The organism is Neobacillus paridis, from assembly GCF_016765675.1.
Lineage (GTDB): Bacteria > Bacillota > Bacilli > Bacillales > Cytobacillaceae > Neobacillus > Neobacillus paridis.
Genome location: NZ_JAESWB010000025.1, coordinates 319349 through 344486, shown reverse-complemented (window position 1 = coordinate 344486; position 25138 = coordinate 319349). Strand labels below are relative to the sequence as shown.

Sequence of the window (25138 nt, the reverse complement as noted above, 5' to 3'; positions counted from 1 at the left end):
CCTTACTTCTATTGTTTAGTTTTCGACTGTTCCATGTCCTTATTTACTTTTTCTGCCTGCCAGTAATACTCACTAAACACATCGGCGAGTGCATCAGCTGAGCGATTTAACTCTTCAAAAGTGTTATCAACACCGCCAAATTCGATTAATATCGCATTTTCAGATATGTTTTGATTATAGACACCGTTAGATCCAGCACCTTTTTTCAAAATTACTCCTCTACTTAACCCTTTATATTTTTTTTGTAGAAGATTATGGAGTTCTTCCGCCAGTTTATAATTTTTTTCGTAATTCGGGTTTTTTCCTCCAATAATAAAGGCTAGTCTTGCAAACGATTTTCCGTTTATCGTGACCGTTGTTGCCTGTTTACGGCTTGCATCACGATGAATATCGATAATATATCGTAAGTCACGATTCTCCGCCATTGCAGCTTGAACAACTGATCGGGACTCCAGATAAGATTGAGTATAATTCAAGCCTTTTTTATTCAAATTCCCTTGTATATCTGTTTTATCAACATATGTTCCAATTCCTTGTTCTTCAAATCTAGATTTTAATCGATCACCAATATTTGTCACATTTATTTTCGAATGATAAGCAAAGTCCGGATTATTTATCCCTTTAAGATATGGCAGATAGGATTCCCGGTTATGTGAAAAATACAGATAAACCACTTTCCGCCCACCGGTTGTTTGTCCCGGAGTAATCGGCGTTCTCTCTTCCGTTTTTTCCAGATCCTCCAAATTCTGCAGTGCTGCCTCGCGTTCTGCTTTCATAATCTCCAGTGGCGGTGCCGACTCCATCGGCATGTTTGTATAATTGGTTCCTTCACCGGCTACGAGAATCTGACCATCAAATTGGAAGAATCCCGGCAATTCCCGACCAAGCAGACTTCTTGGATCATCCAAATTAATATTGCTTGCCAGCTTGAAGACAATATTTGTTAACTTGGGCTCGGATGTATTGGGCTTCACCGATAAGAAATGGTGATTTTCCCAGCCCATCAATTGATAAAGCAATTCGCCATTTACATTAGTTGCTGCTTGATTAACAGAGGCAGAAGTTAATCTGTATTGTGGCTTTAATGAAGTTAACAGGCCGCTAATCGAGAAAATCAATAGCATAAAGAGTATCAGCGCTGCAGCGGCTTTTAGTAAGCTTGTCCCCTTAACGAAGACAAATGTTCCTGAAGCTCTTTTCATGGTCCCACCCCGCAAAACAGATTCTAGTAAATACTATGATATTACTAGAATTGGTAGAACCGTTTTGAATGTTTTAAGAGGATTTTTTTTAGCTGTTATTTCTTATCTTGTGTAAAATCCCGCATTATCCTGATTAACTGTGCCATGAAGCGAAGCATTTAACCCATTGGCTAGGAGATTAGCCATATCTTCGATAAATACATCCACTTCCTTTGGTGTTACCATCAAATTATGACCCAATGGGGATAACACCTCATGGATTAATTTCCGCTTTTCTTCCTCATCTAATGTCCCGATGATCCCCAGAAATGTCTTGCGATGTTCTTCGTCCGGAAGATCATCATCGGTTAATTTGCGGCGTTCGCCAAACGTCATGCCCGCCGGTGCCAACGCTCTTGACGGGCGGTCTCCCTCTCTCAACTCTTTACCAAAATGTTTAAGGATAAAGTCAATCGTATCACTGGTTATCGAAACAGCATCGACAACTGTAGGAACTCCAATGGCAATAACGGGTACCCCTAATGTATTTTTACTCAGTTCCTTGCGTTTATTCCCCACCCCTGATCCAGGGTGGATCCCGGTGTCGGAAATTTGAATCGTGGAATTTACCCGTTCAATCGACCTGGATGCTAGAGCATCGATGGCAATAACAAAGTCGGGTTTTGTTTTCTCCACCACTCCAAAAATGATATCACTCGTCTCAATCCCAGTCAGTCCCATCACTCCGGGGGATAAAGCACTGACAGAGCGGTAACCATCTGCGACATTTTCCGGCTGAAGTTGAAAGAGATGTCGGGTGACGAGCAGATTTTCGCAGACCATCGGTCCGAGTGCATCAGGCGTCACATTCCAATTACCAAGACCGACGACTAGGCATGAATCGGTTTTCTTAATTCCGATGCTTTCCAAGAAATGAGCAAATTCTCGGGAAAATACTTCTCCTGTCTTTTGCTGGACGCCGGTATCTTGTTCCCGAATGCCTTGGACTTCCAGAGTTAAATATCTTCCTGATTTCTTGCCAATTGCCTGTTCGCCCTGTTTTGTTACTTCCACTAAAGAAATTTTTATGTTATCCACTTCTTTTTCTTTAATGATGACTCCTTCAATGTTCGAGAGATTTTTTTCTTGGTCAACCGAGTTTTGCTCCAGAACCATTTCCCTGGCTTCAATCGCCAGATCTGTCCGTACAGAATAGTTACTTAAGTCAATCGACTGTTTCATTCACGAATCACCCCTAAGCATAAAACTATCTTCTATTTTCACCTTTTTTCAGGTAAATCATGCAAGTTAATCTCGTTTAACCAATGAATTCGATATTGCAATATGGGTTTCTGTTTGATAAAATATCTCTTGTTGCAATAATCGTTTATGAATGTGTAAGTCGAGTTCATATAGTCTCGATTCTTTTTAGGAGGTGAATGGAATGCCTAATATTAAGTCTGCTATCAAACGTGTAAAAACTAGCGAAGCACGTAATGCTCAAAATACAATGGAAAAATCTGCGATGCGTACTGCTGTTAAAAAAGTAGAAGCTGCCGTTACTCTAAATGATGCCGCTGCTGCGAAAGAAGCACTAAGTGCTGCTGCAAGCAAATTAGACAAGGCTGCTGCAAAAGGTTTAATCCACAAAAATGCTGCTGCCCGGAAAAAGGCACGTTTAACCAAAAAGGTAAATGCTTTGTAATTAGAAAAGCGCAAGCGCTGGACAATTCTCAAAGTCGAAAATTTATACTTTCTTAATCTTTTAAATAAAAACGATTCCTGCTTTTAGGAATCGTTTTTATTTTTTCATGCCAAATAGTAACATCTCAATCAACAATGACTTGTTCATGCCGCCGGTCTTCATTTGATAATCTGCATCGGCAAGAAGAGCCATTAGTTTCATCAGTTCCTCATCGGTAAATTTAGCAGCCTGTCCTAGTGCCAGTTTTACCCGAAAAGGATGGGTCTTTAGAAAGCCAGCAATTTGCTGCTGACCATACCCCCTGCGTGATAATTCCTTTACTTGATAAATCAAGCGAAACTGTCCCGCTAAGAGAGCCAAAATTTTAATCGGTTCTTCATTTTGTTTCAGCAGATCATAATAAATTCTTAATGCTTCATCGAGCCGGCGCTGGACAACTTTTTCAATTAACGTAAAAATATTTTGCTCTAGTGATTTTGCCACCAATTTTTCAACCAAGTTAACATCAATTCTTTTCTCATCTGCTGCATATAGCGTGATTTTGTCCAGTTCACTAACAATCATAAACATATTTGTACCAACAAGTGTAAGCAATTGCTCTATTGCCCTGTCGTCTATTTCCAGACCGCGGGATATTGCTTGATCCTTTATCCATTTTTTGAGTTCAAATTCATTTAATTTTTTTGCCTCAATGACTTCTGCTTTTCGTTTCAGCTCTTTGGTTATCTTTTTTCGTTCGTCCAATTTTTCATATGGTGCCGAGATGACCATGACCGTATATGGTGCGGGCTGTTGTAAATAGGCCTCAAATCTTTTTAAATTGTGATCAACCTTTTCCTTAGCCTTCTCAGCCGTTAAAAAGGTTGGACTATGTAAGAAAATTACTTTCCTTTCTCCTAAAAATGGAAAAGTCTCTGCATCCTCCACAGCAACTTCAATCGGTGTTTCTTCTAAATCATAGACCGCAAAATTAAAATCTTTTTCTTCCTCTGTCAACATCTGATTTAAAATAAGGTTTTTCGTTTGATTGATTAAGAAGGCTTCCGTTCCATATACTAAATAAATAGGAGCTATTTCCTTTTGTTCAATTCTCCGCCAAGCTTCTAATACCATTTTCAGCGCTCCCCTAAAAATTCATTCCTTATTATCGTAATGAAGCTTGCTCCATTTGACAAGTATTAAAAGCAAGGAAAAAGGGGGACTGCTTTCTTTACTGACAATTGAAGAGGGAATTGGCAGCTGAATCCTAGTAGCCAATTCCCGATCTATAATGAACGCCTGATGCAGCAGCCCTAGGAACTGCTGAAAATCAAGCGGGACTCCAAGCTATTAATGTTATTGTAGCCTTATCGGCTTCAAACATTTGTGACAACTCTTGTCAGTACAGGAAAACGATGTGGGCAGGCTAGATTTTTTTTGATAAATCGCTTATACTATATGTTGAAATAGGAGGGGTGGACTGTGAACGAATTTGAAAAAAATCCGCAATGTACGCGTAACGATGCAGTTGATTCAGGGGTTGGCTTTATCGTATCTTTTGGTTTTTTCGCAACAATGTTTATTATTGCAACAGTCGTTAAGCTTGTCGGTGCTTAAGTGACCAGCTACATACTTCTAACAAAGAGACTATCCTTAGAAATGGTCTCTTTTTTCTTTATTTAAGAATCTACCTTATCTTATGGCAAAAACGTCGAAAAGGTTCCTTTTCCACGATAAAATCGGTATGTAATGGCTCCTTGCCTATCCGTCCGGAAAATTTTCGTATTCTGTTGTTGGAAGCGTGTCAACACTTCTTGATGCGGATGACCATAGCGATTGTTTTCGCCAACTGATATGAGGGCAATCTTGGGCTCTATTTGCTGGATAAATGCGTCGGCACTGGAGGTTTTACTACCATGATGACCTGTTTTAAGGACATCAACGGTTAATTTGGGGTAGTGATTGGTTATTTTTTCTTCGCCCTCTTGATCAAGATCACCGCCAAAAAACCAGCTTAGTCCACCTATCTTGGCATATAAGGTAATCGAGCCTCCGTTTATCTCACCGCTGAAATTTCTTTCCGGTCCAAGAATGTAAAATTCATTTCCCCTGACTGTCCACTTGTCACCTGCTGCAACCCTTAAAACAGGAATGCCGTTGTTTTTAGCCTGTTCCACAATAGCCCGCTCCGTCTCAGCGGTTTCAGCAACTGCAGGCAGCAGAATTTCTTTAACCTCCATTTCATTGATTAGGGAGAAAGCCCCACCGATATGATCCATGTCGCCATGTGTCAAGACTAATTTGTCTATTCTAGTGATGCCTTTTCCTTTTAAGAATGGAACAACAACGTCTTTTCCCACCTCATAAGTTTTTGCCCGCATTTGCCACGGTTCCTTAGAAAAGTTCATTGTACCTCCCGTATCGATCAGGTAATTTCCCTTTCCAAACGGAAGCCGGATGAAAATACTATCACCCTGTCCGACGTCGATCATCGTAATCTCGCCAAAAGGAGTTAACCAATTACAGATTGGTTGGAATGTAAATAGTATTATTGTCAATAGGAGCAGGCGCTGCTTTCTTTTTGGATAGGTCCTTACTTCCCACAGATAGAACACAGCAAGGATTATGCAGATATAAATCAGCAACTCAAATAGACTGGGACGCCCGGGGATGAACGAGAAAACCGTAAAATCAGCAAGGAACGTAATCACTTTATTTGAAAAGCTGATCACAGATAAAAACAATTGCAGCAAAATTTTCGGCGTTATACCAAATAGGAATTGCATAAAAAATAACAGATAAAGCCCTGGAAGATAAACAAAGGAAAAAAGCGGAATATAAAACATATTGGCGAAAATACCAATCAGTGATATTTCAAAAAAGTGGTATAGCAAAAAAGGCAACGCTGCCAACTGGGCAGTAATAGAAGTAACCAAGATTCTTTTGCTGTTTTCTTTATAACGATTAATGATCTGCCGTGCCGTTAAAATAATGGCTGCACTTACAGAAAAGGAAAGCTGAAATCCAACATCAAAGATGACCATCGGATTAAACAACAAATACAGCATTAAAGCTGCACTTACAGCATCGATCGGCAGCAATTTTAAATATTGCTTCCACTTAGCGGTAAGCAAAACAAGAAAAATCATTAAGGCCGCCCTGATTACTGATGGAGAAGCACCGGTGAGAACAACGTAGATTGGCAACAACAGTAACAGAAAATTGGTCATGAATTCCCTTGTGAACCCGCAGCGAATTCCGAGGACGAAAAACATCCCGACTAACAGTGACACATGGAGCCCTGATATTGCCAGCAGGTGAACAATTCCCGTACTTTGATATGCCCCCAATAAACCAGGGTCCAGCATACTTCTGTCGCCAAAAATTAATGCGGCGGATAGTCCTGCAACTTCCGCTGGAAAATGACCCTCTAAATAACGGATCCCGTCATGCCGAAGCTGTTTTAATATGGTCAAAGGCGAAGGCTTAATTTTGAGGCAATCTTGAAAGGGGGATTCTTGCAGTTCAACAATCCAATAAATGCTTCTTGCTGCCAGATATTTTCGATAATCAAAGCTATTGGGGTTTTTGGCCGTTTTCGGCTTTGACATGGTGCCTGTCACCTTGGACACATATTGAAAATAATTTTGCTGCTTCAGTGCTTTTTTCTCTGCTTCTGACTTTATTTTATAACGAATGATTAACTTTTCCTTATAGTGTAACTCCCTCGCTTCTACTTGTAACAGGTCACCATCGATTTTAGGAGGCTGAAGGTATTCAATCATAAATATAGTTGTTGACTCGGGGATGTTGGTTTTATGTTGTAAAGCTGCCGCTTGGCCCAAGAACAAATAAATAATGGAAATCCCGGCAACCAGCAATAATTGGGGAGAATTAAAATGTTTATATCTATGTAACATAAAAAAATAAAGAAGGGTTAACAAAAAGAAGGGAAGGAATTTAACTTCGGCAGCCAAAACAGCTAATAATGCTGCCAACGCAAAATAAAAATATTTTCCAGTCATGATTCTCTTCTCCCATTTAAGTTATTTGCACTTGCATTGGGGACGCCGGTGATGGCACCGGCGCAAATAAGGGGATGTTATTGACTTATTTTTCGAAAATCAATGACCTGCTCGGTCAATTCAACTTTTTCCACTTTAACGTTTGCCTGCTCAAATAATTCAATCGCGTAAGGGTGATTCTTATAATCCTGTGCATAGTAAACCGTTTTAATCCCCGCTTGAATTAAGGCCTTGCAGCACTGGAGACACGGGAAATGGGTGACATAAATTTCGGCACCATCCGTTGGCACCCCAAACTTGGCGCACTGTAATAGGGCGTTCATTTCAGCGTGAATCGTTCTGACACAATGATTATCAATCACATAGCAGCCTTTATCAATACAATGATCACCGCCAGCTATGGAGCCGTTATAGCCTCCCGCAATAATCCGCTTGTCTCTAACGATAGTTGCCCCTACTGTCAGCCTTGTACAAGTGCTTCTTAATGCAAGCAAATGGCTTTGAGCCATAAAATATTGATCCCATGATATTCGATCCATGATTCCCACTCCCTGAAAAAATGTAAATGGTTTGTCCAATACCCGCGTTTAAACAATAGCATACTTCACCGAAGCAGAAGCGGACTTTTCTTTTAGTGTAATGTTCCCGGCGTGGATGGTCAATCGAAAGCATTAACGAGTATCCACCAAATCCTTTAGCTTTTCAAATGTTTTATCGCCAATTCCACTGACGTTTTTTAAATCTTCAACTGTTTGAAAAGCACCGCTTGTTTCCCGGTACTCAATAATTGCCGCCGCTTTCGCCGGCCCAATTCCCGGAAGATTTTGCAGTTCAGTCGCATCTGCCTGATTCAGGTTTATTTTTGCTTGACTAGCGGACCCATTTGCTGTCACCCCGCTACCCGCTGATGGAGCAGGTGTCATTAGCCCTTCCTCTCCTTTTGCCGGTATGTAAATCACCATTTCATCTTGAATATGTTCGGCAAAATTCACTTGGGTTTTGTCAGCTTTTTCGGTTACCCCGCCGGCCCGGTTAATGACATCAATGACCCGCTCCCCGTTATGTGCTTGATAAACCCCCGGTTTATGGATTTGTCCTTTTACATCAACCATAATGGATTCGGGTTGTTCCAATTCATCTTTTTGTTTTTCCTTTCCTGATTCTTGATTGGCCGAACCAAGTTCCGCTTCGGCAGTGGAAGTAGTCGAAAGCAGCTGATCCTCCTTATTACTATTGTTAGTAAAGTAATAAATACCGCCAATAAGCAGCAAAACGGCGGCAAATAAATAATTCTTGTGCCCCATTATCCAGTCCTTCATTGGAATCCATCCTTTCAAAAGGTATATTTCATTCTTAAGAATCATATGGTTATAAAAGAAACCTGCACGTAAGGGAGGGTGGGAATCATGAATATAGGGATCATCGGTACTGGTAATATGGGAAGGATATTGGTGGAGGCCTTATTGGATGGAAAAGCCATTTCCCCTTCTTCCATGATGATCACAAATAGGACGATTGCAAAAGCGATGGTGCTTAAAGATAAATATGAAGAGATCCAAGTCGGGGCAAATGCCATAGAGGTTGCAGCAGAATCCGATTTACTATTTATTTGTGTCAAGCCATTAGATGTATTTAAAATAATTGATGAGATACTGCCTTTTTTGACGAAAGAAAAATGTCTTGTCTCGATTACCAGTCCTATCAATACAAGTCAAATCGAATCAAAAGTACCCTGTTCAGTGGCGAGAGTCATTCCGAGTATTACCAATCGGGCTTTGGCGGGAATATCATTGATCACATATGGGGAAAATTGTCATGAACATTGGAAGACCACAATTACAGATTTAGTATCGAAAATATCAGTCCCATTAATGATTGATGAAAATATTACCAGAGTTGCCTCCGATATTGTCAGCTGCGGTCCTGCTTTCTTTAGCTATTTGCTGCAACGCTTTATTATTGCTGCGGTAAATGTAACGGAAATCGATGAAAATACAGCAACCACTTTGGCAAGTGAAATGACGATCGGTCTCGGGGAATTATTAAAACAAGGTCATTACACCTTGCCATCCCTGCAGGAAAAGGTATGTGTTAAAGGCGGTATCACCGGTGAAGGTATAAAGGTATTGGAGAAGGAGCTTGGAGACGTTTTTGAACACCTTTTCAAGGCAACTCAGGAAAAGTTTAAAGAAGAGCTTGAAAAAGTTGAGATGCAGTTCTCAAACTTATAATTCGACTTTTTTTGAGAAATTCCTGCAAGATCTACGACAAAAAACCATCTTTTTCGAAAAAAAGATGGTTTTTATTTTTTTACCGAAACAAAGAATATTCTTTCTGACTGAGCGTGCGGTGCGATATGTTCAAAATCAGCGTTAATATCCAAAAGTTCAAAGCCAGCTTCCATGAGCCAGGAGGAGTATTGTTCAAGCGAAAAAGTTCGCTGAAAATGGAGTTCATCGTAGCGGTCATATTTACCGCTGGATTCATCCAAAACAAAAAAGCTTAGCTCATGTTCCACACTATTCTCGTATTCACCAGGAAAGCTGTTCCAAATATAAGATATCGGCTCGTCACTTAAGGCAAAGGTTTGCCGAATAAAAACTTTAGTCATTTTATAAATGGAATGGACATCAAAAATAAATAACCCACCAGATTTTAAATGCTCGGCAACATGTAAAAAGGTGTCCTTTACCTGCTCTTCTGTTTCCAGATAATTGAGCGAATCACAAAAGATACCAACTACATCAAACTGCCCCAAACCTTCAAGCTCCGCCATATTCTGTTGGTAAAACGGAATCTCTATGCCATTTGCTGCTGCCTTTGCTTGGGCAACCGCCAGCATATCCTCAGACAAATCAACACCTGTAACCTGAAATCCCTCTTTAGCGAAGCGGACGGAAAGCTCACCGGTACCGCAGGCTACATCAAGTAAACGCAGTTGGCTTGTAGTGCTGGAAAATCCCAGATTATTGCAGTTTGCAAGTTTTTCTTTGACAAACTGTACCCACTGATCATATGGGGCTTCTTTCATCAGTTCATCATAAAGATAGGCAAACTGTTGATAGCTCATGAATTTAACTCACTAAGAACATCTACCCTGGGGGCATCTCCCCAAAGCCGTTCCAAATTATAATAAATTCGTTCCTCACGATGGAACACATGGGCCACTACATCGCCTAAATCGATCAACACCCAGCGGGCTTCTTCAAACCCCTCAATTCTGTTTACCTGATAACCTTTTTCCAACGCTTTTTCCCGGATTTCTCTGGCGATTGCCTGTACTTGTTTATCGGAATTACCGTGGCAAATAATAAAATAGTCGGCAATTAGGGAGATCCCTTGCATGTCCAGAGCGACAATATTTTCCGCGCGTTTATCATCCGCAGCTTTTACAGTCAGTTTAAGCAATTCCTGTTTTTCCATTCATCAAGCCTCCTGTTTTTTGAGCAAATCATTATACGTGTGAAATGTTTCCGGATAGACCATTTGGTTCTTTTTCAATAAAAAGATAATCGTATTTTGGAGTGATTTTATTAATGCCTGATTTAAGCTTTCCTGCGCCAATTCCCGGACCTCGTCAACTCCGGGAAAATGCCTGCCCGGCTCAATATAGTCAGCGAGGTAAATGATTTTTTCCAGCAGTGTCATTCCCGGTCTCCCAGATGTATGGTAGCGAATGGCGTCAAGAATCTCCCGGTCAGTGATTCCCGCTTCTGTTTTTGTCAAATAAGCGCCAACAGGTGCATGCCATAGTTCAGGATTATATTCAAGTAAATCGCTGGGAAATCCTTGGTCAATGATGATTCGTTTCATTTCTTCTTTCGGACGAAATTTGGCGTAATCGTGAAATATCGCCGCCAGCTCTGCTTTCTTTTCATCAGCCCGATAGTGCCGCGCCAAGGAGATGGCCGTTTCCATTACCCCCAGCGTATGCTGATACCGATGTTCAGTTAATTGTTCCTTTACAAGCTTTAAAGCCTTTTCACGTTCCATATAAATGATTCTCCTTAATATAGGCAATAACATTGTCAGGCAATAAGTATTTTACGGATTTCCCGTTATGAAGCCGCTCTCTAATCATACTCGAGGATATATCGATTACCGGAACATCGACATATTGAACCGGATAATCTGTTTGGCGGCTATAGGATGGCCGTGCGACACCGACAAACTGCACAAGCTTCACAAGTTCATCAATTTTATACCATTTCGGCAAATATTCAATCATATCAGCGCCAATGATGAAGTAAAATTGATGATCGCGATACTTTTCATTGAGCAATTTCATCGTATCAATCGTATAAGACGGTCCTTCTCGTTCGAGCTCAATCGTTTGAATTTGAAAACTAGGATTTCCGCTGACAGCAAGTTTCAACATTTGCAGCCGGTTCTGATCATTGGCAGATTCCGGCTTTTGCTTATGCGGCGGCTCATGATTGGGCATAAACCAGATTTTATCAAGGTGGAGGCTTTCTTGGACCTCACTTGCGATTAACAAATGTCCATAATGTGGCGGGTTAAAGGTGCCGCCTAATATCCCAACCTTCTTCATGTCAGCCCCCCTTTATGGAAGAGTAATTTGTTTATTTTCGGCCGATTCCTTATATAGCACAATCGTATTCCCGATAATTTGCACAATTTCTGCACCCGAACCTTCAGCCAGTTCATCAGCAACGATCGTTTTATCTTCTTCACAGTTTTGCAGCACACTGACTTTAATAAGCTCTCTTGCCTCAAGGGCCTCTGCAATCTGTTTGACCATATTTTCGTTCACTCCGCCTTTGCCCACTTGAAAAATGGGATCTAAATGGTGCGCCTTCGATCGTAAAAATCTTTTTTGCTTACCCGTTAACATGGATTACCTCCTAGTTGTTTTAAAACATTTGCTCGCATTCTTTGTACATCGGGGAAAACTCCTGTCCATTTTTCAAAAGCCAGTGCTCCCTGATAAACAAACATATCAATTCCGTTTTGGACACTTGCTCCTTTTTCCTTGGCTGCCGTTAAAAATTTAGTCGCCAACGGATTGTATATTATATCACAAATCAACGATTGATTCTTTATACTGCTTAATTGCAGCGGCTGTTCTGCCGTTTTTGGGGCCATACCAATCAATGTTGTTTGAACGATCAAATCATATTCCCCTGAATTTTTTCCTGCTTCTGCTAAGCTAAGGGCCGTTGAAGAAACGGTGTATGGGCAATCTGCGATGAGCTGTTCGGCCTTTTCAATTGTCCTGTTGGCCATATCTATCGCCAAAGGTTTTTCTTTTGCCAATGTAAAATAGATGGCCCGCGCAGCACCGCCTGCCCCGATGATTAAAACTTTTTTTCCAGCTACTGTAGAGATGTGGGTCTTTAACCCCTCTAGAAAACCGGGACCATCCGTATTATAACCTTTTAGCCTGCCATTTTCATTGACCACTGTATTTACGGCACCGATGCGGGCGGCTAATTCGTCCACCTCGTCGAGGAAGGGAATGATTGCACTCTTATGCGGTACGGTCACATTAAAGCCGCCCACTCCCATTGCCTTCAGTCCTTTCATAACATCCTGTAAATCTTCTGATTTGACCTGAAAGGGGACGTAGGTGGCATCTATTTGATAAAATGAAAATAAATCATTATGCATTACAGGAGACATTGAGTGCCCAATTGGATCGCCGATAACAGCAAATAGTTTTTTCATTTATTCTCCATCCCATTTTTAGATTAATGACCGCCGTAATACCGTTTGCACACCTCTTGGAACGTAGGCAGCCACCTTTGTTCCCGGTTCATTCACCGTGATCCAGCCTAGACCGGAGAAGACAATATCTGTCTTTGCCTCTTTAATCATGTATTCCTGCCTCACCAGATCCGGAAACGAATCCATTTGTTCCCGCCCTGGAGGTGTTAACATTTCCCCAACATGATTTTTATAAAGCTCCGCTGCTTTGTCTGTTTTTGTTCGATGAATCGTTAATTCATTGGCCAAATAACAAACGAAGGACCTTTTTGGACCGCCACTGATATAATCAAACCGGGCCAATCCCCCAAAAAACAACGTCTGTCCTTCATTTAATTGATACACCTTAGGTTTAATTTCTTTTTTAGGTGTTATCACTTTTAAATCTTGTTTTGTGACAAAGTGGGCCATTTGATGATGGTTAATAATCCCTGGTGTATCGATTAGGGCTCTGCCGTCATCAAGTGGAATTCGAATCATATCCAATGTCGTTCCCGGAAAATGAGAAGTAGTAATCACATCCCCTTCACCTGTAACCTCTTTTATGATACGGTTAATGAACGTCGATTTCCCCACATTGGTGCAGCCTACCACATAGACATCTTTGCCATTGCGCAGTTCATCGATGGATGCTGCCGTTTCCTTCATCATCCAACCTTTTCCGGCGCTTACCAGGAAGACTTCGTCAGGTCTTAAGCCAAGTTCTCTTGACTCATGCTTTAACCACTGAATTAACTTGTTATGCTTTACCGATTTGGGCAATAGATCAAGTTTATTTCCAACCAGGACGACTTTATTTTTGCCGACAAAGCGATGTAAGCCCGGCAGCCAGCTGCCGTTAAAATCAAATATATCGACGATCATGACAATAAGTGCTTCCCTATTGCCTAGTTCATGTAAAATTTTTAAAAAATCATCATCGGTTAAATGAACATCTTGAATCTCATTATAATGCTTCAAGCGATAGCAGCGTTGGCAAATAATCATTTCCTTTTCAAGCGCAGATGCTGGAGCATAGCCGATTTCTTCCGGATTTTCTGACTGGATCGTAACGCCGCAGCCAATACAAATATGTTGCTGGTTACTCACTGCTTAATCCTCCCACCGTAACATACCTTTTTTTCGGAACCAATTCATAATTCTGCGTTCAACAAAACGGTTAAATTTAGTCGCCAAGCCATCGGTCTGGGCAACCGGCACCACCAGGATGGTATGAAAACCGCTCCGATTCCCGCCCAAAACATCGGTTAACAATTGATCGCCGATAACTACGACCTCATCCTTCTGCATCCCCATCTGAGCCAGGGCTTGCTTAAACGCTCTTCCTAAAGGTTTGCGTGCTTGAAAGATAAAGGGAATTTGCAGTGGATCAGCAAATGCCTTGACCCGATCTTCATGATTATTGGAAACAATTGTAACCATGATATTATTTTGCTTTATCTCATCGAACCATTTCACTAACTGTGGTGTCGCACTTGGACGGTCCCATTCCACCAGGGTATTATCCAAATCAGTAATGATTCCTTTTATTCCTCTTGCTTTTAATTTTTCTGGTGATATATCAAGAACACTTTTAAAATGTTCATTCGGTAAAAATTGTTTTAGCACTAAGTTTACACCTCATTATGTAAGTCAAACATTTCTTGTACCATTCTATCCAATTTTATCCTCTGTTTCAAAGGATATAGTTCATTTTAATCAACAGTGTAATTTTTTTCATCACCCGATTTGTCTTTGCAATCGGGATTCCAATTAATTATGGCATTTCTATGAATTTTTGTAAAAAATTTTTCGACAAAAATCATCCTTTTCATCACCTGTGGATAAAGTTATTAACATTATACCCATTGAATCATACAGATCTCACCCGTTTATAAACAATTTAACCACAAGTTATCCACCTTCTTTTGTGGATAACTAGAACGATTGTTCTAGTTGAATAAATTTGGTAGATTAAGGGTACACCAATGGAATGTACTATTTTATGAATCTTTTCCGATTTTTAGAACCTTTAATTTATGAATGGAGGTGAACCCCGACATGCAGAGACTGTCGGATGAATTATTAATCGAGTCTTATTATAAAGCGAAAGAACTAAAATTAAGCCAAGATTTTATTCAACTGATTGAATCTGAAATTCGCCGCCGGTCCTTATATCATAAAATAAAACTAACTTCCTAAGCTGCCCGTAAAGGGCGCTTCTTTTTTTGGGCGCATCTTTCAATGTTATAAGAAAAAACTAATACATGTCTTAATGCTCCACTTTCTTTAACTGTAACGTACCCATTTTTTCGCCCACTTTAATTTCTTTTGGTGTGCGAATGGATGGGTCCACCTGAAAGATTCCTGGCTCAAATAATAAAACTACCGTTGACCCAAAACTAAAATAAGCTATTTCTTCACCCTTTTGCAATTCAGTACCCCGAAAGGTTGTTTCAATAGAATTAACAAACATCGCCCCCACTTTGACAATGGCAACATGGCCGGCCGACGTTTTAACTTCGGTAATTACCCGATAATTCTTGGCCAGTGTACGAACGCCATATTTTATCCCCCATTTATTTACCGGATAAGATTTTCTGCCTAGCGTCCATTGCTTAGTCACAATACCATCAACAGGACTATGAATCCGATGATAATGACTCGGGCTTAAATAGAGGATCATATATGTCCCATTTAGATATTTTGATACCACGTCACGGTCACTAAGCATTTCTTCGATAGAATAGGGTTTTCCCTTGACAATCATTTCGTTTGTTTCTGTAATCCGCCCAAAATCTTCGATCACGGCATCGACGGGGCTGACTACTGAATCTATCGTTTGATCAATCGCTCTGGCATCCTTTTTCAACTGTCTAATAAATAAATCATGGAGTGTAGGGTAATCTCGTAAACCTTTCACCATTTCCGCTTGATTCAGATGATATACTTTCGCAAATGACGGTACCACCACCCGGCTGATTCGAGAACGGGTGAATTTCTTTAAAATTGCCGATGACCACCTGCCATTGGTTAATTCAATTAGAAGACGATAAAAAAACTGAAGCATGGAATGACCCTCCAAAAAGTGTAAAAATACTCTTTACGAATAGACATAAAAGTTTTAGAATTAAATAATATAGAATAAAGCAAAACTGCCAAATATTTCCCTCCCTGTAAAGAAAGGAGTGGTTAGGAGAAGTGTTTTTATTGGATGTATTGGACCAAACGATTAAAAAATTGAAATCACAAACGGCCAATGTCATGACCTTGATTAATTTATCGTTAGGCGGATTTGCCATTGTGTTTGGTTTACATGGGAACTTACGGTTAAGCTTGCTGCTCATTTTTATTGCTGCCTTGGCTGACCGATTCGACGGAATGATTGCCCGCAAATTTAATATTGAATCCGAGCTTGGCAAGCAGCTGGATTCCATGAGTGATATTATATCATTTGGAGTAGCTCCTGCACTATTACTTTACCAAGGAATTTTACATGAATTCGGCGGACCTGGTTCATTCTTTACTGTTTTTTACATTGGCTGCGGTGCCTTTCGCCTGGCAAGATTTAATATTACGGAAAGTAATGGTTACTTTACCGGGCTGCCAATCACGGCTGCCGGCTGCCTTGCCACCCTTAGTTTTTTAGCGATACCTTATCTTCCGCCCCAAACGTTCTTATTTACGATTATCATTTTATCTTTCTTAATGGTTAGTACCTTTAGGCTAAAAAAAGTTTAATTTTAATCAGCTATTCAATCTTATCCTGAAAAAGACTTACTGGGTTTCAGTGCCTGGTAGGTCTTTTATTTTATTTTAAAACAGTTGCCTAAATAAAATTACTGGGACAGACACAATTTTTCGTTTTTTTCATAGGAATTAATATTAGGCTAATACCTAAGTTACGGGGGGGATACGGATGTCAGGAATCTTAACGGCGCTTGGCTATTTAATGAAAGAGTTTTTATTTCTTGTATCGTATGTTAAGAATAATGCCTTTCCGCAGCCCCTATCCGCCGCAGAAGAAAGAAAGTATTTACGGTTAATGGCAGAAGGGGACCCGCACGCCCGCAATATGTTAATTGAACATAATTTACGCCTCGTAGCGCATATTGTCAAAAAGTTTGAAAATACCGGGGAAGATTCAGAAGACCTGATCTCTATTGGGACAATTGGTCTGATTAAAGCGATTGAAAGCTATTCTGAAGGTAAAGGGACAAAGCTGGCCACATACGCTGCCCGCTGTATTGAAAATGAAATTGTAAAGTCAATAGTGTAGCGGCAAAACATACCACGCAACAAACAATCTACTAACATTCTTCTATAAAACGTCACAATGACCGTTTCAACGACCACATGTTTTTGTGTAACAACATGAAATCAAACGGGGGTGACGTCCTACCATGAAAAAAGGATACATTCCGAAAGAAAAAATCCACGTCGTTATTATCGACGATAATTCCACCGACCAAGCACTCATTGACTGTTACAACGAAATAAAGGACTTAATACGGAAGGAGAAGCGGCAAAGCAATGATAGCACTATACGTTCGTGTAAGCACCGAAGAACAAGCTAAAAGCGGATATTCATTACAAGACCAAATTCATCAATGTCGTGACAAAGCGGGAAGGAATGCCGATTGCATTGAATACGTGGACGACGGGTATTCGGGGGAATTCCTTGAACGTCCAGCACTTTCAAAATTGCGGAATGACCTTAGGGAAGGATTAATCAACAAAGTGATTGTCTATGACCCCGATAGACTTTCCCGCAAACTTGCGAATCAATTGATTGTTACAGAGGAAATAGAAAAGCGGGCAGAATTAATCTTCGTCAATTCCGAATACAAAAATACACCCGAAGGAATTTTGTTCTACCAAATGCGAGGGGCATTCTCGGAATTCGAAAAGGCGAAAATCAAAGAACGAATGACCAATGGAAGACGGGCGAAGGCTCGGAAGAACAAAGTAGTCAAAGACGTCAAAGTTTATGGATACAAGTTCAACAAAGAATCGCAAGAACTCGAAATCTATGAACCCGAAGCAAAGATTGTTCGATTAATTTTCGAACTCTTTACTGACCCACGGGGGCGGGTACAGGGTATAAACGGAATCGCCCATTATTTGACCGATAAAGGAATTCCGACCAAAAAACGAAAAGGCGTTTGGCATAGGCAAGTAGTTCGCCAGATTCTTATGAATGAAACCTACACGGGTGTATTCTATCACAACAAATGGAATACAGACGGAATGCTTGCCAACAAATACAAGAAGAATCCCGAAGATAAGATTCCCATGACCATGCGACCAAAAGAAGAATGGATTCCCGTTGAAGTCCCTGTGATTATCGAAAAGAAGACATTTGAATATGCCCAAAAATTGTTGAAGGAATCAAGACGCCGTTGGGCTGGCACTTCAAAGAACACGTATCTATTAAGCGGCTTAGTTCGTTGCGGTGAATGCGGCAATACTATGACGGGGCGTCGTGCAAAGAATTGGGGAACGTATATCTTCGAATATTCCGACGTCAAGAACACGGCGGGGGCAAAACATAAAGGTTGCGGGAACCGAATCAAATGTGAAGACTTGGACGAAGCCGTTTGGGAAGCGTTTGTCAATCTAATGACAACGAAAGGTCAATCTTTATCGGAAGCGGCGGCAACGACCGAAGACGACACCGATATTTCATTTGAAGAATCGGAATTGCAACGCATTGACGCCAGACTTGAACAAATCAAAGCGGGACGGAAGCGACTATTGAACTTCTTGACCATGAACGCCGACATTGTTGATGAAGAAGATATCCGCAACCAATTGATAGACTTGAAAGAAGAAGAAGATCAATTGTTGAAGTTAAAAGAAGAAACCGCCGCTTTGCTTGACGAAATGCAACAAGAAGAAGCCAATGACGAAATCCTTTCCGAAGTTGTTGAGGAATATTTGCAAGCGGAAAAAACTAAGACGTTGACACTTGAACGGAAGCAAGAACTTCTTCGAAAGGCTATTCGTGAAATTAGAGTGTATCCAAGCGGCAAAGTCGAATTCATTCGTATGTAAAGACGTTCCAATCGACGGGACGTCTTTTCTTTGGGACAAAAAAGAACCGTCCCCATGTTAGTATTTGGGACGGAGTTCGCTTCCGCATGTTTGCGGGGTGAACAATACTTGAAGATATCGCCTTCATTATAGCAAACGTTGGAAAGCCGTTCAATTGACTTTTATTCAACTAACTTCGAATAACCCCGCTTTCCCTTGACGACCCGTGAATCGTCCCGACGCAATCCCCACATAACGTGATTGATTTCTCCGAACCGAATGCCGAATTTGTTGTAAATGAAATCCGAAATTTCTTCGTGTGACACTTCCACGCCTTCGCCTTTTTGCCGCATGAATTCGATTATAGCGGGTTGAATTTCTACTTTGCCGACGTTTGGTCTTCCGTTTAGATATTCATTCTTTGCCATAGTGGATTCCGCCTTTCATAGTTTTTTAGTATTATAGCACGATTCCGCCAACGCTTGGTCAACGTTGCTTGGTGACGTCCAGTGACCCGATATTTCAAAATTGTTATGTATATTGTGAATCCGTCTTCTTCCGCCGCCAAGACCCCCCCTATATGGGGGTCGAAATTACGCCCGTATGCTTCGTGTGTTTGAGTGTGTGACGTTTGAATCCCTTCCGAATAGTGTCTTGGTCGTGGGTTGATTGTCGACGTTCTATGCGGCTTCTGTGCGGTCTTGCAACGTTATAATAAACATTGTATATTCATACGGATTGTGTCACGTCATGGCAATCATTATCTTATGGACAAACCCGTTGCTATTAATTCCGCCCCGCTTCGTTACATACAATTTCATGATGTAAGTTTAATTTACGCCATTTTTATTCGACATATAATATACATTACACGACCAATTGTATTTTTACCCTTTCAACAAACCCTATAAACAATGGAATTGTCAGTTAGGATTCGTCGTATATCAAAAATGCGTTTTTTTTGATTCGTCGTATAACGTGAAATTCAAATAACTGATATTTCGAATTGACCGTCCGTATTCTTGTAATCATGTAAACGAAATTACGAAAAATCAGTAATGCCGTACTTTCCGATTGTGTCCCTTGTATCATATCAATAACGGTTGAATCTCTTGCGACTGTAAGTATTGTAATAATTCCTTCCCATGCAAATTTCGGACATTTCAGAACGCATAAAGCAACGGTTGCGAATATTTGAAAGAAATCACTCCCTATCGTTTGGTTCACGTTATATCGAGCGGAATGTCACTTTTGGTTTTCGTGTGGCAGGCGAGAGACCGTTAAATCTCTTATGTATCAACATTTTAATGCAATAAAGAAGTAAAGTGATATTTCTATAATCGGACATATAACGACGTTGTTGCGGGTATTTTAGAATTGTCATTGATATTCCAAAACGTGAACTAGAATTTTCTAATCCTCTTATTTAAATTAAAATCGTAAAGGAATGTACTTGGGTCAGGTTTGTTAAACAAGGGGTTTTTTTAAAATAAAAAATGTCCCTCCTGTGGGAAGAACATTATATTTCTTTTGCGATTTCAGTTCTATTTGGAGCAAGCGGCGGTTGTTCTAACCACTTATTTTGTATCATCAAATCAAACCATTTTTTTGTAACCATAAGATTTTGTAGGATTGTACTCTCATAAGTCGCGACAAGATCTGTCCGCATAGCTGCTGCTAACCCTGCCCCATGATAATTTTGTGCAGCTTGAAGCAAGAATCCCATATGATACAGCATTAGCTTATCGGAAAAAGGGGAGTCCGTTGAAGTTGTCACTTCTGTTTCCCAAGATTTCGGAAATGGTAAGTTATCGGCTTGCATTATTTTTGCAAATGCTTTTATCTGCCCATCAGCCGTTTTTTCGGAATCAGTTAAAAATTTTCTAACTTCTTTTGATTGAGTAACTTGACTGAATGCTATAGAAAGACATTTAGCCATAATGCTTTTTTTAAGGTTGAAAGAAATACCAATGATTTCTGTCGCTGCTAATGTTCTACCTTTTCCAAAAATTCCATCTTTGAAATCTTTGCTGGAAACATATTCAGGGTTTTTAGCTGGATAAAATAATGGGTCTCTTTGAAAATTCCCCTTTTCAAGTAATAACTCAATCGTCTGATGATACATCTTTTTCGCATCGTTATCGCATGAATCGTAAAAATCCCTTAAATCTTTTCTAACGGAAACAGTTAATGCTGAGGAGTGTCCCAGCAAACCATGCAAGGTCATAATATGTAAATAATTCAGGCAAAATATATCCGTGAACAATCTCGACGTCCCTTTAAAAAGGTCAGATTCATTAAATCCAATGGGAACAGGAAACCCATCATTCTCCATAAAAGTGACGATTTGCTGCTTTTGTTTTTCGAACAATTTAAGTGCTTCTTCAAAAAGGGCTTTAATCGCCTCGTCCTCAATAATAGAAATCATATATCTATTTACTACATCTGCCATTGTACCGTTTACATACTCGCTCCATAATGTTCCTATTTCGGAAGAAGTGAGCTTTAACATATTTTTGTCCATATTACCACCTCATTTATATTATTTACTAAAGCAACAAAAAAATACGTTTTCTAAAATAAATCTCGGCGTACGTATACGAAGTAGCCCAGTTCATAGCAAGCTGGGCTATTTTATTTTAGCGAACAAAAAACACCCCATTTGCTTCCCTTTCTTTTTGTTGGCGGATTTGCTCGTCATGAATGCCGATTGCAATTAAGCAAACGGCGGGAAGCGTGTGTCCCTCATTGTGCAATTTACGCCAAAACTCTAATTGTTCGTGATTGTTTTTTGCGTGTTCCTTCACTTCTTGAACAATCTTCTTCGATTTCGGACTTTCCGAATATCCCTTTGCAATAGTTTCCAGTGATTTTTTATTTGAAAACGCCATTATTCCAACCCCCTTTATTCGTTTTCAATCCATGACGGCAACGTTCCCGCCGAATGAATCATGGTTTTCCCGTAAACTAAAAGCAACAATTCTTGTGTGACCCCGATTTCATTTTCGCCCGCTTTGTAGATGGATTTTTGGTTGATTCGTCCGTCACGTAGCTTCGACAATTCGTGAACTTCCTTCAAGTATGCGTTACGTTTCGCAATTACCGATTTGACCTTTTCGTCGTATTCGGCTTGTTTACGTTTCAAGACTTCCGCTTCATGATTTCGAATGACTTCTCGATTATCCGCTATGAACTTTTCGATTTGGCTTTTCATTAGCGGGATCAGTTGTTTCAACGCTTCAATCTTGGACTTTTTTGATTCGACTTTCGCTTGCTTTTTGGCGAAATTCACTTCGTCGAATGCGGATTTCATCATGTCGTTTGTATCTTCAACGATTACGGATTGCAATTCATTCAATTCCCGGTTCTTTGCGGCAAGTGCTTCTTCCATTTCCTGTTTTTTCTCAACAAATGTTTGATAGTTCATAATTCATTCCCCCTTTTTAGCGGGGACACGACGTCCCAATAGAATTTAGTTCATTTAGCGTTCTTGTTCCATTTTGTAAAGAATCACTTGCAACAATCTTTGTTGACCTTTCAAATCATTGATTTTCATTTGTTCAGCAAGTTCCGACGCTTCAAGTTTCGTGATTTCTTTCGATACTTCACGATATAAATATTTTACAAACCCGTAAGAATTCAAATCCATGTTTGCGTTAAATTCGTAATTCATTGATTTACGCCCCCATTTCGAATGTTTTTCAACGCCTTGATAGCGTCAATTTCGTCTTGCTTCACGTTAAAGCGATAAATGATTCGGTTCTTCAATCGGTCGGATAGCGGCATGACGCCCGCTTCCACTTTCGAAATGGTTTGTTGCTTGACCCCGACTTCACGGGCGAAATCGGATTGGCTTAAGCCAAGATTTTGCCGCAATGCCTTTACGACAAATACGTCCATAGTATCGCCCCCTTATTAAAATTGTTGTAAAATACACTTAACAGACCAAAAAAAAATACCCGCCAAACAAGACGGGCAATCCGCAATAGGTCGTTCAAACTTGGAACAAACAAATCCGTTATCAAATAGTTCGAAGCATTCCCGATTGGGGACGGGTAATCCGCTTCAATATACAAATGGACTATACGGGTAAATAACAACCGTTTAACTAAAAAAAATGCGGAAGTCGGGACAATAGTGTCACACAACAACCGCACCCGTCACAACGGGGAATCAATAGAATATGTCAATGCCACCAACGGAAAGCGGCAATCTATTCTCTTATGTATTCGTCTTATTCGTCTATGACGTACTTTTCGACAATCTAATCGAATGTATATTGCGATAATCTTTGTCGTATCTTTAATTGACTTTGTCACTTATGTTCCAAAGCCAAGCAAGCTATGCTTGCAACGTTCTTGAGGAACTTGTTTTTTAGTTCCGAAAGAATGTTTTTTATCAATCAATCGAAGAATATAACGAAGTATCGTGGATACTAACGAATATCGGCGTCTTCTACTTCGTAAATGTGCCGCCAACCCCCCTAACAAGGTTGTGAAATGAAATTTAATCTAACTGTAATATTTGTAACATAGCTGTAATATCCACGGTAACAATTGGAAGTAAGTTGCGTGATTCAAGCGGTTTTCGTGGCGACTAATTAGATGGGTTTGGGCGGCGGCTTGGTCAGGGTCTTTACGTTGCATTCGTGCAACCTCAAATCGACGGCTTTACGTTGCATTGACGCAACCTTAAATCGTGCGACGTCGCATGGTTTTCGATTAGGAATAATTAGGTACTAACATTTTTGTCATGACATCGGGATTCGATAGGCACATAACGTGACGAACGGATTTTCGAATTGTACAACGTGTACATAACGGCGGATTCGACCGTTACATTGTGTAATGAACATGTTGTCAGATTCGTCTAACTCAAATTGAGTTGAACGCAATGTGAACGACCTAAATTGAACTTAGGACGTCGGTCAAAGCGCCCCCCTTTGTAAATGTGTCGGGAAGTTTGTCCTTGACATGCACCTCTTTTGACATTAGAATCGAAATTTTGATGCATTTACGAGCGCTGAAGAAAACAAAAAAAGATGTTTCATTACATGATCCAATCGGACAGGATAAAGAGGGCAACGAAATTTCCTTAATTGACGTGCTAAAATCGGAATCAGAGGACGTTATTGATACGATTCAGTTAAATATGGAGCTTGAAAAAATAAAAAAATATATCGAAGTGCTCGATAATCGGGAGAAGGAAGTAATTATTGGCCGTTTTGGTCTTGACCTGCAAAAAGAAAAAACACAGCGGGAAATTGCCAAAGAACTGGGTATTTCCCGCAGCTATGTTTCGAGAATTGAAAAGCGGGCTCTTATGAAAATGTTCCATGAATTTTACCGGGCTGAAAAAGAGCGAAAGAAAAAATAAAAAGCGCAAGCGCCTTGGTTACACTGACGAAGCATTCCTTGTGGAGCTGGATTCGAATTAAAAGGAGCCAGATTATTCTAGCTCCTTTTTACCATTGCTCAAAAGATTGATCCATTTTTCGCCACCATCGACTGACTCATAGACATCATTTTTATAAGTTGAAAAGGCTATTTGTTTTTTATTTTTCGGATTCACTGCTAAATAAGTAATCGGATTATCGTAATCGAGAAATGGAAAGCTAAGCGTTGTTTGATTACCTGTTACCGGATCTAACCTTTTTAACAGGATTTTATTCTCTTCGACACTGGAGAATAACAGGGAATCGCCGAGAAAGGTGACAGCTGTAACCATAAATGGATCAGTAACAAGTTTCATTGTATCGCCATTGTCGGTTGAATAATAAATTCCTGACCTCGTAGCCATTGCGATTATATCCCCCTTTTCCGGGTGGACGGCAATCATTCCCAATGAATCCGCTTGAAACCCTTTGAGCTTACTCACTTGCCAATTTTGACCATTATCCTTGGAATAATTCACCCCTTGGCTTAACTGTTCAAGCGGTTTTTCATTTATCATATAAATATCAGGACCTGCATAACCAGCAGCTAAAAAGTGAAAATTTGCCTTCCCATAAAATGCAACTGGCTCCATGCTTTTTCCTTTATTATTGCTTTTCATAATGCCCAACGGGTCTTTATAGCCTGTTCCCTTTTGTGGATGGCCGCTTGCGATAAACCCGGTATTTACCGCTTGAAAACCAATATACTGGTGTCGATTAGCCGTTGATTCAAACCACTTTCCTGCCCTGTATATGATTAAACCTTGATTTGAGGCAAGATAAAGCCCTGTATCATTTCCGGGATAGCCGATGCCATAGATTCGGTTTAGCTTAAACGCTTTCGTTTCTTTTATTTCATAATTCACTTTGGCTTTTGCATAATTGCCGCCAGCGGGTTTAGAATCTTGCCCGCTTTTATTCGTACAGCCGGCAGCGATTAGTAAGACTATCGATATTAAACTAAACAGTAAACTCTTTTTCACCTGTAATCCCTCCGGTAATCCTCATCCTTCCACTTATACCGTAGTATTGCTGCAGATGTCAAATAATCCGAATCATTTTCTCCGCTTAA

At 40.3% G+C, this 25138-nt stretch carries 27 protein-coding genes and 3 pseudogenes; 8 read left to right on the top strand and 22 right to left on the bottom strand.

From position 1 onward, the window contains the following. Nucleotides 1–8 precede the first annotated feature (8 nt). Nucleotides 9–1202: a stage II sporulation protein P gene (gene spoIIP / locus JK635_RS03665; RefSeq protein ID WP_202652479.1), complete on the bottom strand. Its 1194-nt coding sequence runs from the start codon at nt 1200–1202 to the stop codon at nt 9–11. Nucleotides 1203–1304: 102 nt separating this feature from the next. Then, a complete protein-coding gene (gpr, locus tag JK635_RS03660; protein WP_202652478.1) occupies nt 1305–2423 on the bottom strand; it encodes a GPR endopeptidase in 1119 nt (372 codons plus the stop codon). A gap of 202 nt (nt 2424–2625) precedes the next feature. On the opposite strand from gpr, the gene rpsT reads away from it, so the two are divergent. Beyond that, a complete protein-coding gene (rpsT, locus tag JK635_RS03655; RefSeq protein WP_202652476.1) occupies nt 2626–2886 on the top strand; it encodes a 30S ribosomal protein S20 in 261 nt (86 codons plus the stop codon). 96 nt (nt 2887–2982) lie between these two features. Here the strand turns inward: rpsT and holA are convergent, their stop codons facing one another. Further along, complete coding sequence (gene holA / locus JK635_RS03650) at nt 2983–3999, bottom strand: DNA polymerase III subunit delta (protein WP_202652474.1); 1017 nt, start codon at nt 3997–3999, stop codon at nt 2983–2985. 348 nt (nt 4000–4347) lie between these two features. On the opposite strand from holA, the gene JK635_RS03645 reads away from it, so the two are divergent. After that, a complete protein-coding gene (locus JK635_RS03645) occupies nt 4348–4482 on the top strand; it encodes a YqzM family protein (RefSeq protein ID WP_202652472.1) in 135 nt (44 codons plus the stop codon). A gap of 80 nt (nt 4483–4562) precedes the next feature. Here JK635_RS03645 and JK635_RS03640 read toward each other — a convergent pair whose 3' ends face one another. The 3 genes and pseudogenes from JK635_RS03640 to JK635_RS03630 form a co-directional block, all read right to left on the bottom strand. Continuing rightward, complete coding sequence (locus tag JK635_RS03640) at nt 4563–6890, bottom strand: DNA internalization-related competence protein ComEC/Rec2 (protein ID WP_202652470.1); 2328 nt, start codon at nt 6888–6890, stop codon at nt 4563–4565. 92 nt (nt 6891–6982) lie between these two features. Next, a pseudogene (locus JK635_RS03635) lies at nt 6983–7429 on the bottom strand (ComE operon protein 2); the annotation flags it as partial. A gap of 132 nt (nt 7430–7561) precedes the next feature. Further along, nucleotides 7562–8209: a helix-hairpin-helix domain-containing protein gene (locus tag JK635_RS03630; protein ID WP_202652466.1), complete on the bottom strand. Its 648-nt coding sequence runs from the start codon at nt 8207–8209 to the stop codon at nt 7562–7564. An 87-nt stretch (nt 8210–8296) separates the two neighbouring features. Here JK635_RS03630 and comER point away from each other — a divergent pair, with 87 nt between their 5' ends. Continuing rightward, entirely contained in the window at nt 8297–9121 is an 825-nt protein-coding gene (gene comER, locus JK635_RS03625) for a late competence protein ComER (protein WP_202652464.1), read from the top strand. Nucleotides 9122–9192: 71 nt separating this feature from the next. On the opposite strand, the gene JK635_RS03620 is transcribed toward comER, so the two are convergent. Genes JK635_RS03620 through JK635_RS03585 form a run of 8 tightly spaced genes read right to left on the bottom strand, consistent with a single transcriptional unit; the run spans nt 9193 to nt 14225 of the window. Then, entirely contained in the window at nt 9193–9960 is a 768-nt protein-coding gene (locus JK635_RS03620) for a class I SAM-dependent DNA methyltransferase (protein WP_202652462.1), read from the bottom strand. Further along, nucleotides 9957–10313 (bottom strand): ribosome silencing factor, encoded by a 357-nt coding sequence (gene rsfS / locus JK635_RS03615; protein WP_202652460.1) that lies wholly within the window; start codon nt 10311–10313, stop codon nt 9957–9959. The genes JK635_RS03620 and rsfS overlap by 4 nt, the downstream gene beginning before the upstream one ends. Nucleotides 10314–10316: 3 nt before the next feature. Continuing rightward, entirely contained in the window at nt 10317–10883 is a 567-nt protein-coding gene (gene yqeK / locus JK635_RS03610; protein ID WP_202652458.1) for a bis(5'-nucleosyl)-tetraphosphatase (symmetrical) YqeK, read from the bottom strand. Next, nucleotides 10873–11442, bottom strand: a complete 570-nt coding sequence (locus JK635_RS03605; RefSeq protein ID WP_202652456.1) for a nicotinate-nucleotide adenylyltransferase — start codon at nt 11440–11442, stop codon at nt 10873–10875. Before JK635_RS03605 ends, yqeK begins: the two co-directional genes overlap by 11 nt. A 12-nt stretch (nt 11443–11454) precedes the next feature. Beyond that, the gene (gene yhbY / locus JK635_RS03600) at nt 11455–11745 is read right to left on the bottom strand and encodes a ribosome assembly RNA-binding protein YhbY (protein ID WP_202652454.1); all 291 of its coding nucleotides are present in this window, start codon (nt 11743–11745) and stop codon (nt 11455–11457) included. Beyond that, on the bottom strand, nt 11739–12578 hold the full coding sequence (aroE, locus tag JK635_RS03595) for a shikimate dehydrogenase (protein WP_202652452.1): 840 nt from the start codon (nt 12576–12578) through the stop codon (nt 11739–11741). The genes yhbY and aroE overlap by 7 nt, the downstream gene beginning before the upstream one ends. 18 nt (nt 12579–12596) lie before the next feature. Continuing rightward, a complete protein-coding gene (yqeH, locus tag JK635_RS03590; protein ID WP_202652450.1) occupies nt 12597–13706 on the bottom strand; it encodes a ribosome biogenesis GTPase YqeH in 1110 nt (369 codons plus the stop codon). Between the two features lie 3 nt (nt 13707–13709). Further along, nucleotides 13710–14225 (bottom strand): YqeG family HAD IIIA-type phosphatase, encoded by a 516-nt coding sequence (locus JK635_RS03585; RefSeq protein WP_202652449.1) that lies wholly within the window; start codon nt 14223–14225, stop codon nt 13710–13712. A 432-nt stretch (nt 14226–14657) separates the two neighbouring features. Between JK635_RS03585 and JK635_RS03580 the strand changes: the two genes are divergently transcribed. After that, nucleotides 14658–14798, top strand: coding sequence for a sporulation histidine kinase inhibitor Sda (locus JK635_RS03580; RefSeq protein ID WP_202652446.1), 141 nt, complete (start codon nt 14658–14660; stop codon nt 14796–14798). Between the two features lie 70 nt (nt 14799–14868). Here JK635_RS03580 and JK635_RS03575 read toward each other — a convergent pair whose 3' ends face one another. After that, nucleotides 14869–15666: a phosphatidylserine decarboxylase gene (locus JK635_RS03575; RefSeq protein WP_202652444.1), complete on the bottom strand. Its 798-nt coding sequence runs from the start codon at nt 15664–15666 to the stop codon at nt 14869–14871. Nucleotides 15667–15797: 131 nt separating this feature from the next. On the opposite strand from JK635_RS03575, the gene pssA reads away from it, so the two are divergent. The 3 genes and pseudogenes from pssA (at nt 15798) to JK635_RS03560 (ending at nt 18653) form a co-directional block, all read left to right on the top strand. Next, nucleotides 15798–16337: a CDP-diacylglycerol--serine O-phosphatidyltransferase gene (gene pssA / locus JK635_RS03570; protein ID WP_202652442.1), complete on the top strand. Its 540-nt coding sequence runs from the start codon at nt 15798–15800 to the stop codon at nt 16335–16337. A 178-nt stretch (nt 16338–16515) separates the two neighbouring features. Further along, nucleotides 16516–16860: pseudogene (locus JK635_RS03565) on the top strand (sigma-70 family RNA polymerase sigma factor); the annotation flags it as partial. Between the two features lie 269 nt (nt 16861–17129). Beyond that, on the top strand, nt 17130–18653 hold the full coding sequence (locus tag JK635_RS03560; RefSeq protein WP_202652440.1) for a recombinase family protein: 1524 nt from the start codon (nt 17130–17132) through the stop codon (nt 18651–18653). Between the two features lie 161 nt (nt 18654–18814). Here the strand turns inward: JK635_RS03560 and JK635_RS03555 are convergent, their stop codons facing one another. The 6 genes from JK635_RS03555 to JK635_RS03530 form a co-directional block, all read right to left on the bottom strand. Next, nucleotides 18815–19060 carry a hypothetical protein gene (locus tag JK635_RS03555; RefSeq protein ID WP_202652439.1) on the bottom strand — a complete coding sequence of 82 codons (246 nt, stop codon included), beginning with the start codon at nt 19058–19060 and terminating at the stop codon, nt 18815–18817. A gap of 1091 nt (nt 19061–20151) precedes the next feature. Further along, on the bottom strand, nt 20152–21156 hold the full coding sequence (locus JK635_RS03550) for a DUF3231 family protein (protein ID WP_202652438.1): 1005 nt from the start codon (nt 21154–21156) through the stop codon (nt 20152–20154). Between the two features lie 115 nt (nt 21157–21271). Then, nucleotides 21272–21523, bottom strand: a complete 252-nt coding sequence (locus JK635_RS03545) for a hypothetical protein (protein ID WP_202652437.1) — start codon at nt 21521–21523, stop codon at nt 21272–21274. 14 nt (nt 21524–21537) lie between these two features. After that, the gene (locus JK635_RS03540) at nt 21538–22059 is read right to left on the bottom strand and encodes a hypothetical protein (protein WP_202652435.1); all 522 of its coding nucleotides are present in this window, start codon (nt 22057–22059) and stop codon (nt 21538–21540) included. A gap of 54 nt (nt 22060–22113) precedes the next feature. Then, nucleotides 22114–22305 (bottom strand): hypothetical protein, encoded by a 192-nt coding sequence (locus tag JK635_RS03535; RefSeq protein WP_202652433.1) that lies wholly within the window; start codon nt 22303–22305, stop codon nt 22114–22116. Continuing rightward, nucleotides 22302–22532, bottom strand: a complete 231-nt coding sequence (locus JK635_RS03530; protein ID WP_202652431.1) for a helix-turn-helix transcriptional regulator — start codon at nt 22530–22532, stop codon at nt 22302–22304. Before JK635_RS03530 ends, JK635_RS03535 begins: the two co-directional genes overlap by 4 nt. Nucleotides 22533–23621: 1089 nt before the next feature. Here JK635_RS03530 and JK635_RS03525 point away from each other — a divergent pair. Beyond that, a pseudogene (locus tag JK635_RS03525) lies at nt 23622–24008 on the top strand (sigma-70 family RNA polymerase sigma factor); the annotation flags it as partial. Between the two features lie 72 nt (nt 24009–24080). Here JK635_RS03525 and JK635_RS03520 read toward each other — a convergent pair. After that, nucleotides 24081–25049: a F510_1955 family glycosylhydrolase gene (locus JK635_RS03520; protein WP_202652429.1), complete on the bottom strand. Its 969-nt coding sequence runs from the start codon at nt 25047–25049 to the stop codon at nt 24081–24083. Nucleotides 25050–25138 lie beyond the last annotated feature (89 nt).

What these genes read in the sequence shown, in the direction of transcription:
- JK635_RS03605 (WP_202652456.1), bottom strand. Translation starts at nt 11,442, where the DNA reads ATGAAGAAGGTTGGGATATTAGGCGGCACCTTTAACCCGCCACATTAT.
- comER (WP_202652464.1), top strand. Translation starts at nt 8,297, where the DNA reads ATGAATATAGGGATCATCGGTACTGGTAATATGGGAAGGATATTGGTG.
- JK635_RS03640 (WP_202652470.1), bottom strand. Translation starts at nt 6,890, where the DNA reads ATGACTGGAAAATATTTTTATTTTGCGTTGGCAGCATTATTAGCTGTT.
- JK635_RS03545 (WP_202652437.1), bottom strand. Translation starts at nt 21,523, where the DNA reads ATGGCGTTTTCAAATAAAAAATCACTGGAAACTATTGCAAAGGGATAT.
- JK635_RS03530 (WP_202652431.1), bottom strand. Translation starts at nt 22,532, where the DNA reads ATGGACGTATTTGTCGTAAAGGCATTGCGGCAAAATCTTGGCTTAAGC.
- JK635_RS03630 (WP_202652466.1), bottom strand. Translation starts at nt 8,209, where the DNA reads ATGAAGGACTGGATAATGGGGCACAAGAATTATTTATTTGCCGCCGTT.
- JK635_RS03580 (WP_202652446.1), top strand. Translation starts at nt 14,658, where the DNA reads ATGCAGAGACTGTCGGATGAATTATTAATCGAGTCTTATTATAAAGCG.
- JK635_RS03555 (WP_202652439.1), bottom strand. Translation starts at nt 19,060, where the DNA reads ATGGCAAAGAATGAATATCTAAACGGAAGACCAAACGTCGGCAAAGTA.
- aroE (WP_202652452.1), bottom strand. Translation starts at nt 12,578, where the DNA reads ATGAAAAAACTATTTGCTGTTATCGGCGATCCAATTGGGCACTCAATG.
- JK635_RS03540 (WP_202652435.1), bottom strand. Translation starts at nt 22,059, where the DNA reads ATGAACTATCAAACATTTGTTGAGAAAAAACAGGAAATGGAAGAAGCA.
- rpsT (WP_202652476.1), top strand. Translation starts at nt 2,626, where the DNA reads ATGCCTAATATTAAGTCTGCTATCAAACGTGTAAAAACTAGCGAAGCA.
- holA (WP_202652474.1), bottom strand. Translation starts at nt 3,999, where the DNA reads ATGGTATTAGAAGCTTGGCGGAGAATTGAACAAAAGGAAATAGCTCCT.
- gpr (WP_202652478.1), bottom strand. Translation starts at nt 2,423, where the DNA reads ATGAAACAGTCGATTGACTTAAGTAACTATTCTGTACGGACAGATCTG.
- JK635_RS03535 (WP_202652433.1), bottom strand. Translation starts at nt 22,305, where the DNA reads ATGAATTACGAATTTAACGCAAACATGGATTTGAATTCTTACGGGTTT.
- yhbY (WP_202652454.1), bottom strand. Translation starts at nt 11,745, where the DNA reads ATGTTAACGGGTAAGCAAAAAAGATTTTTACGATCGAAGGCGCACCAT.
- JK635_RS03560 (WP_202652440.1), top strand. Translation starts at nt 17,130, where the DNA reads ATGATAGCACTATACGTTCGTGTAAGCACCGAAGAACAAGCTAAAAGC.
- JK635_RS03575 (WP_202652444.1), bottom strand. Translation starts at nt 15,666, where the DNA reads ATGCTTCAGTTTTTTTATCGTCTTCTAATTGAATTAACCAATGGCAGG.
- JK635_RS03620 (WP_202652462.1), bottom strand. Translation starts at nt 9,960, where the DNA reads ATGAGCTATCAACAGTTTGCCTATCTTTATGATGAACTGATGAAAGAA.
- JK635_RS03550 (WP_202652438.1), bottom strand. Translation starts at nt 21,156, where the DNA reads ATGGACAAAAATATGTTAAAGCTCACTTCTTCCGAAATAGGAACATTA.
- spoIIP (WP_202652479.1), bottom strand. Translation starts at nt 1,202, where the DNA reads ATGAAAAGAGCTTCAGGAACATTTGTCTTCGTTAAGGGGACAAGCTTA.
- rsfS (WP_202652460.1), bottom strand. Translation starts at nt 10,313, where the DNA reads ATGGAAAAACAGGAATTGCTTAAACTGACTGTAAAAGCTGCGGATGAT.
- yqeK (WP_202652458.1), bottom strand. Translation starts at nt 10,883, where the DNA reads ATGGAACGTGAAAAGGCTTTAAAGCTTGTAAAGGAACAATTAACTGAA.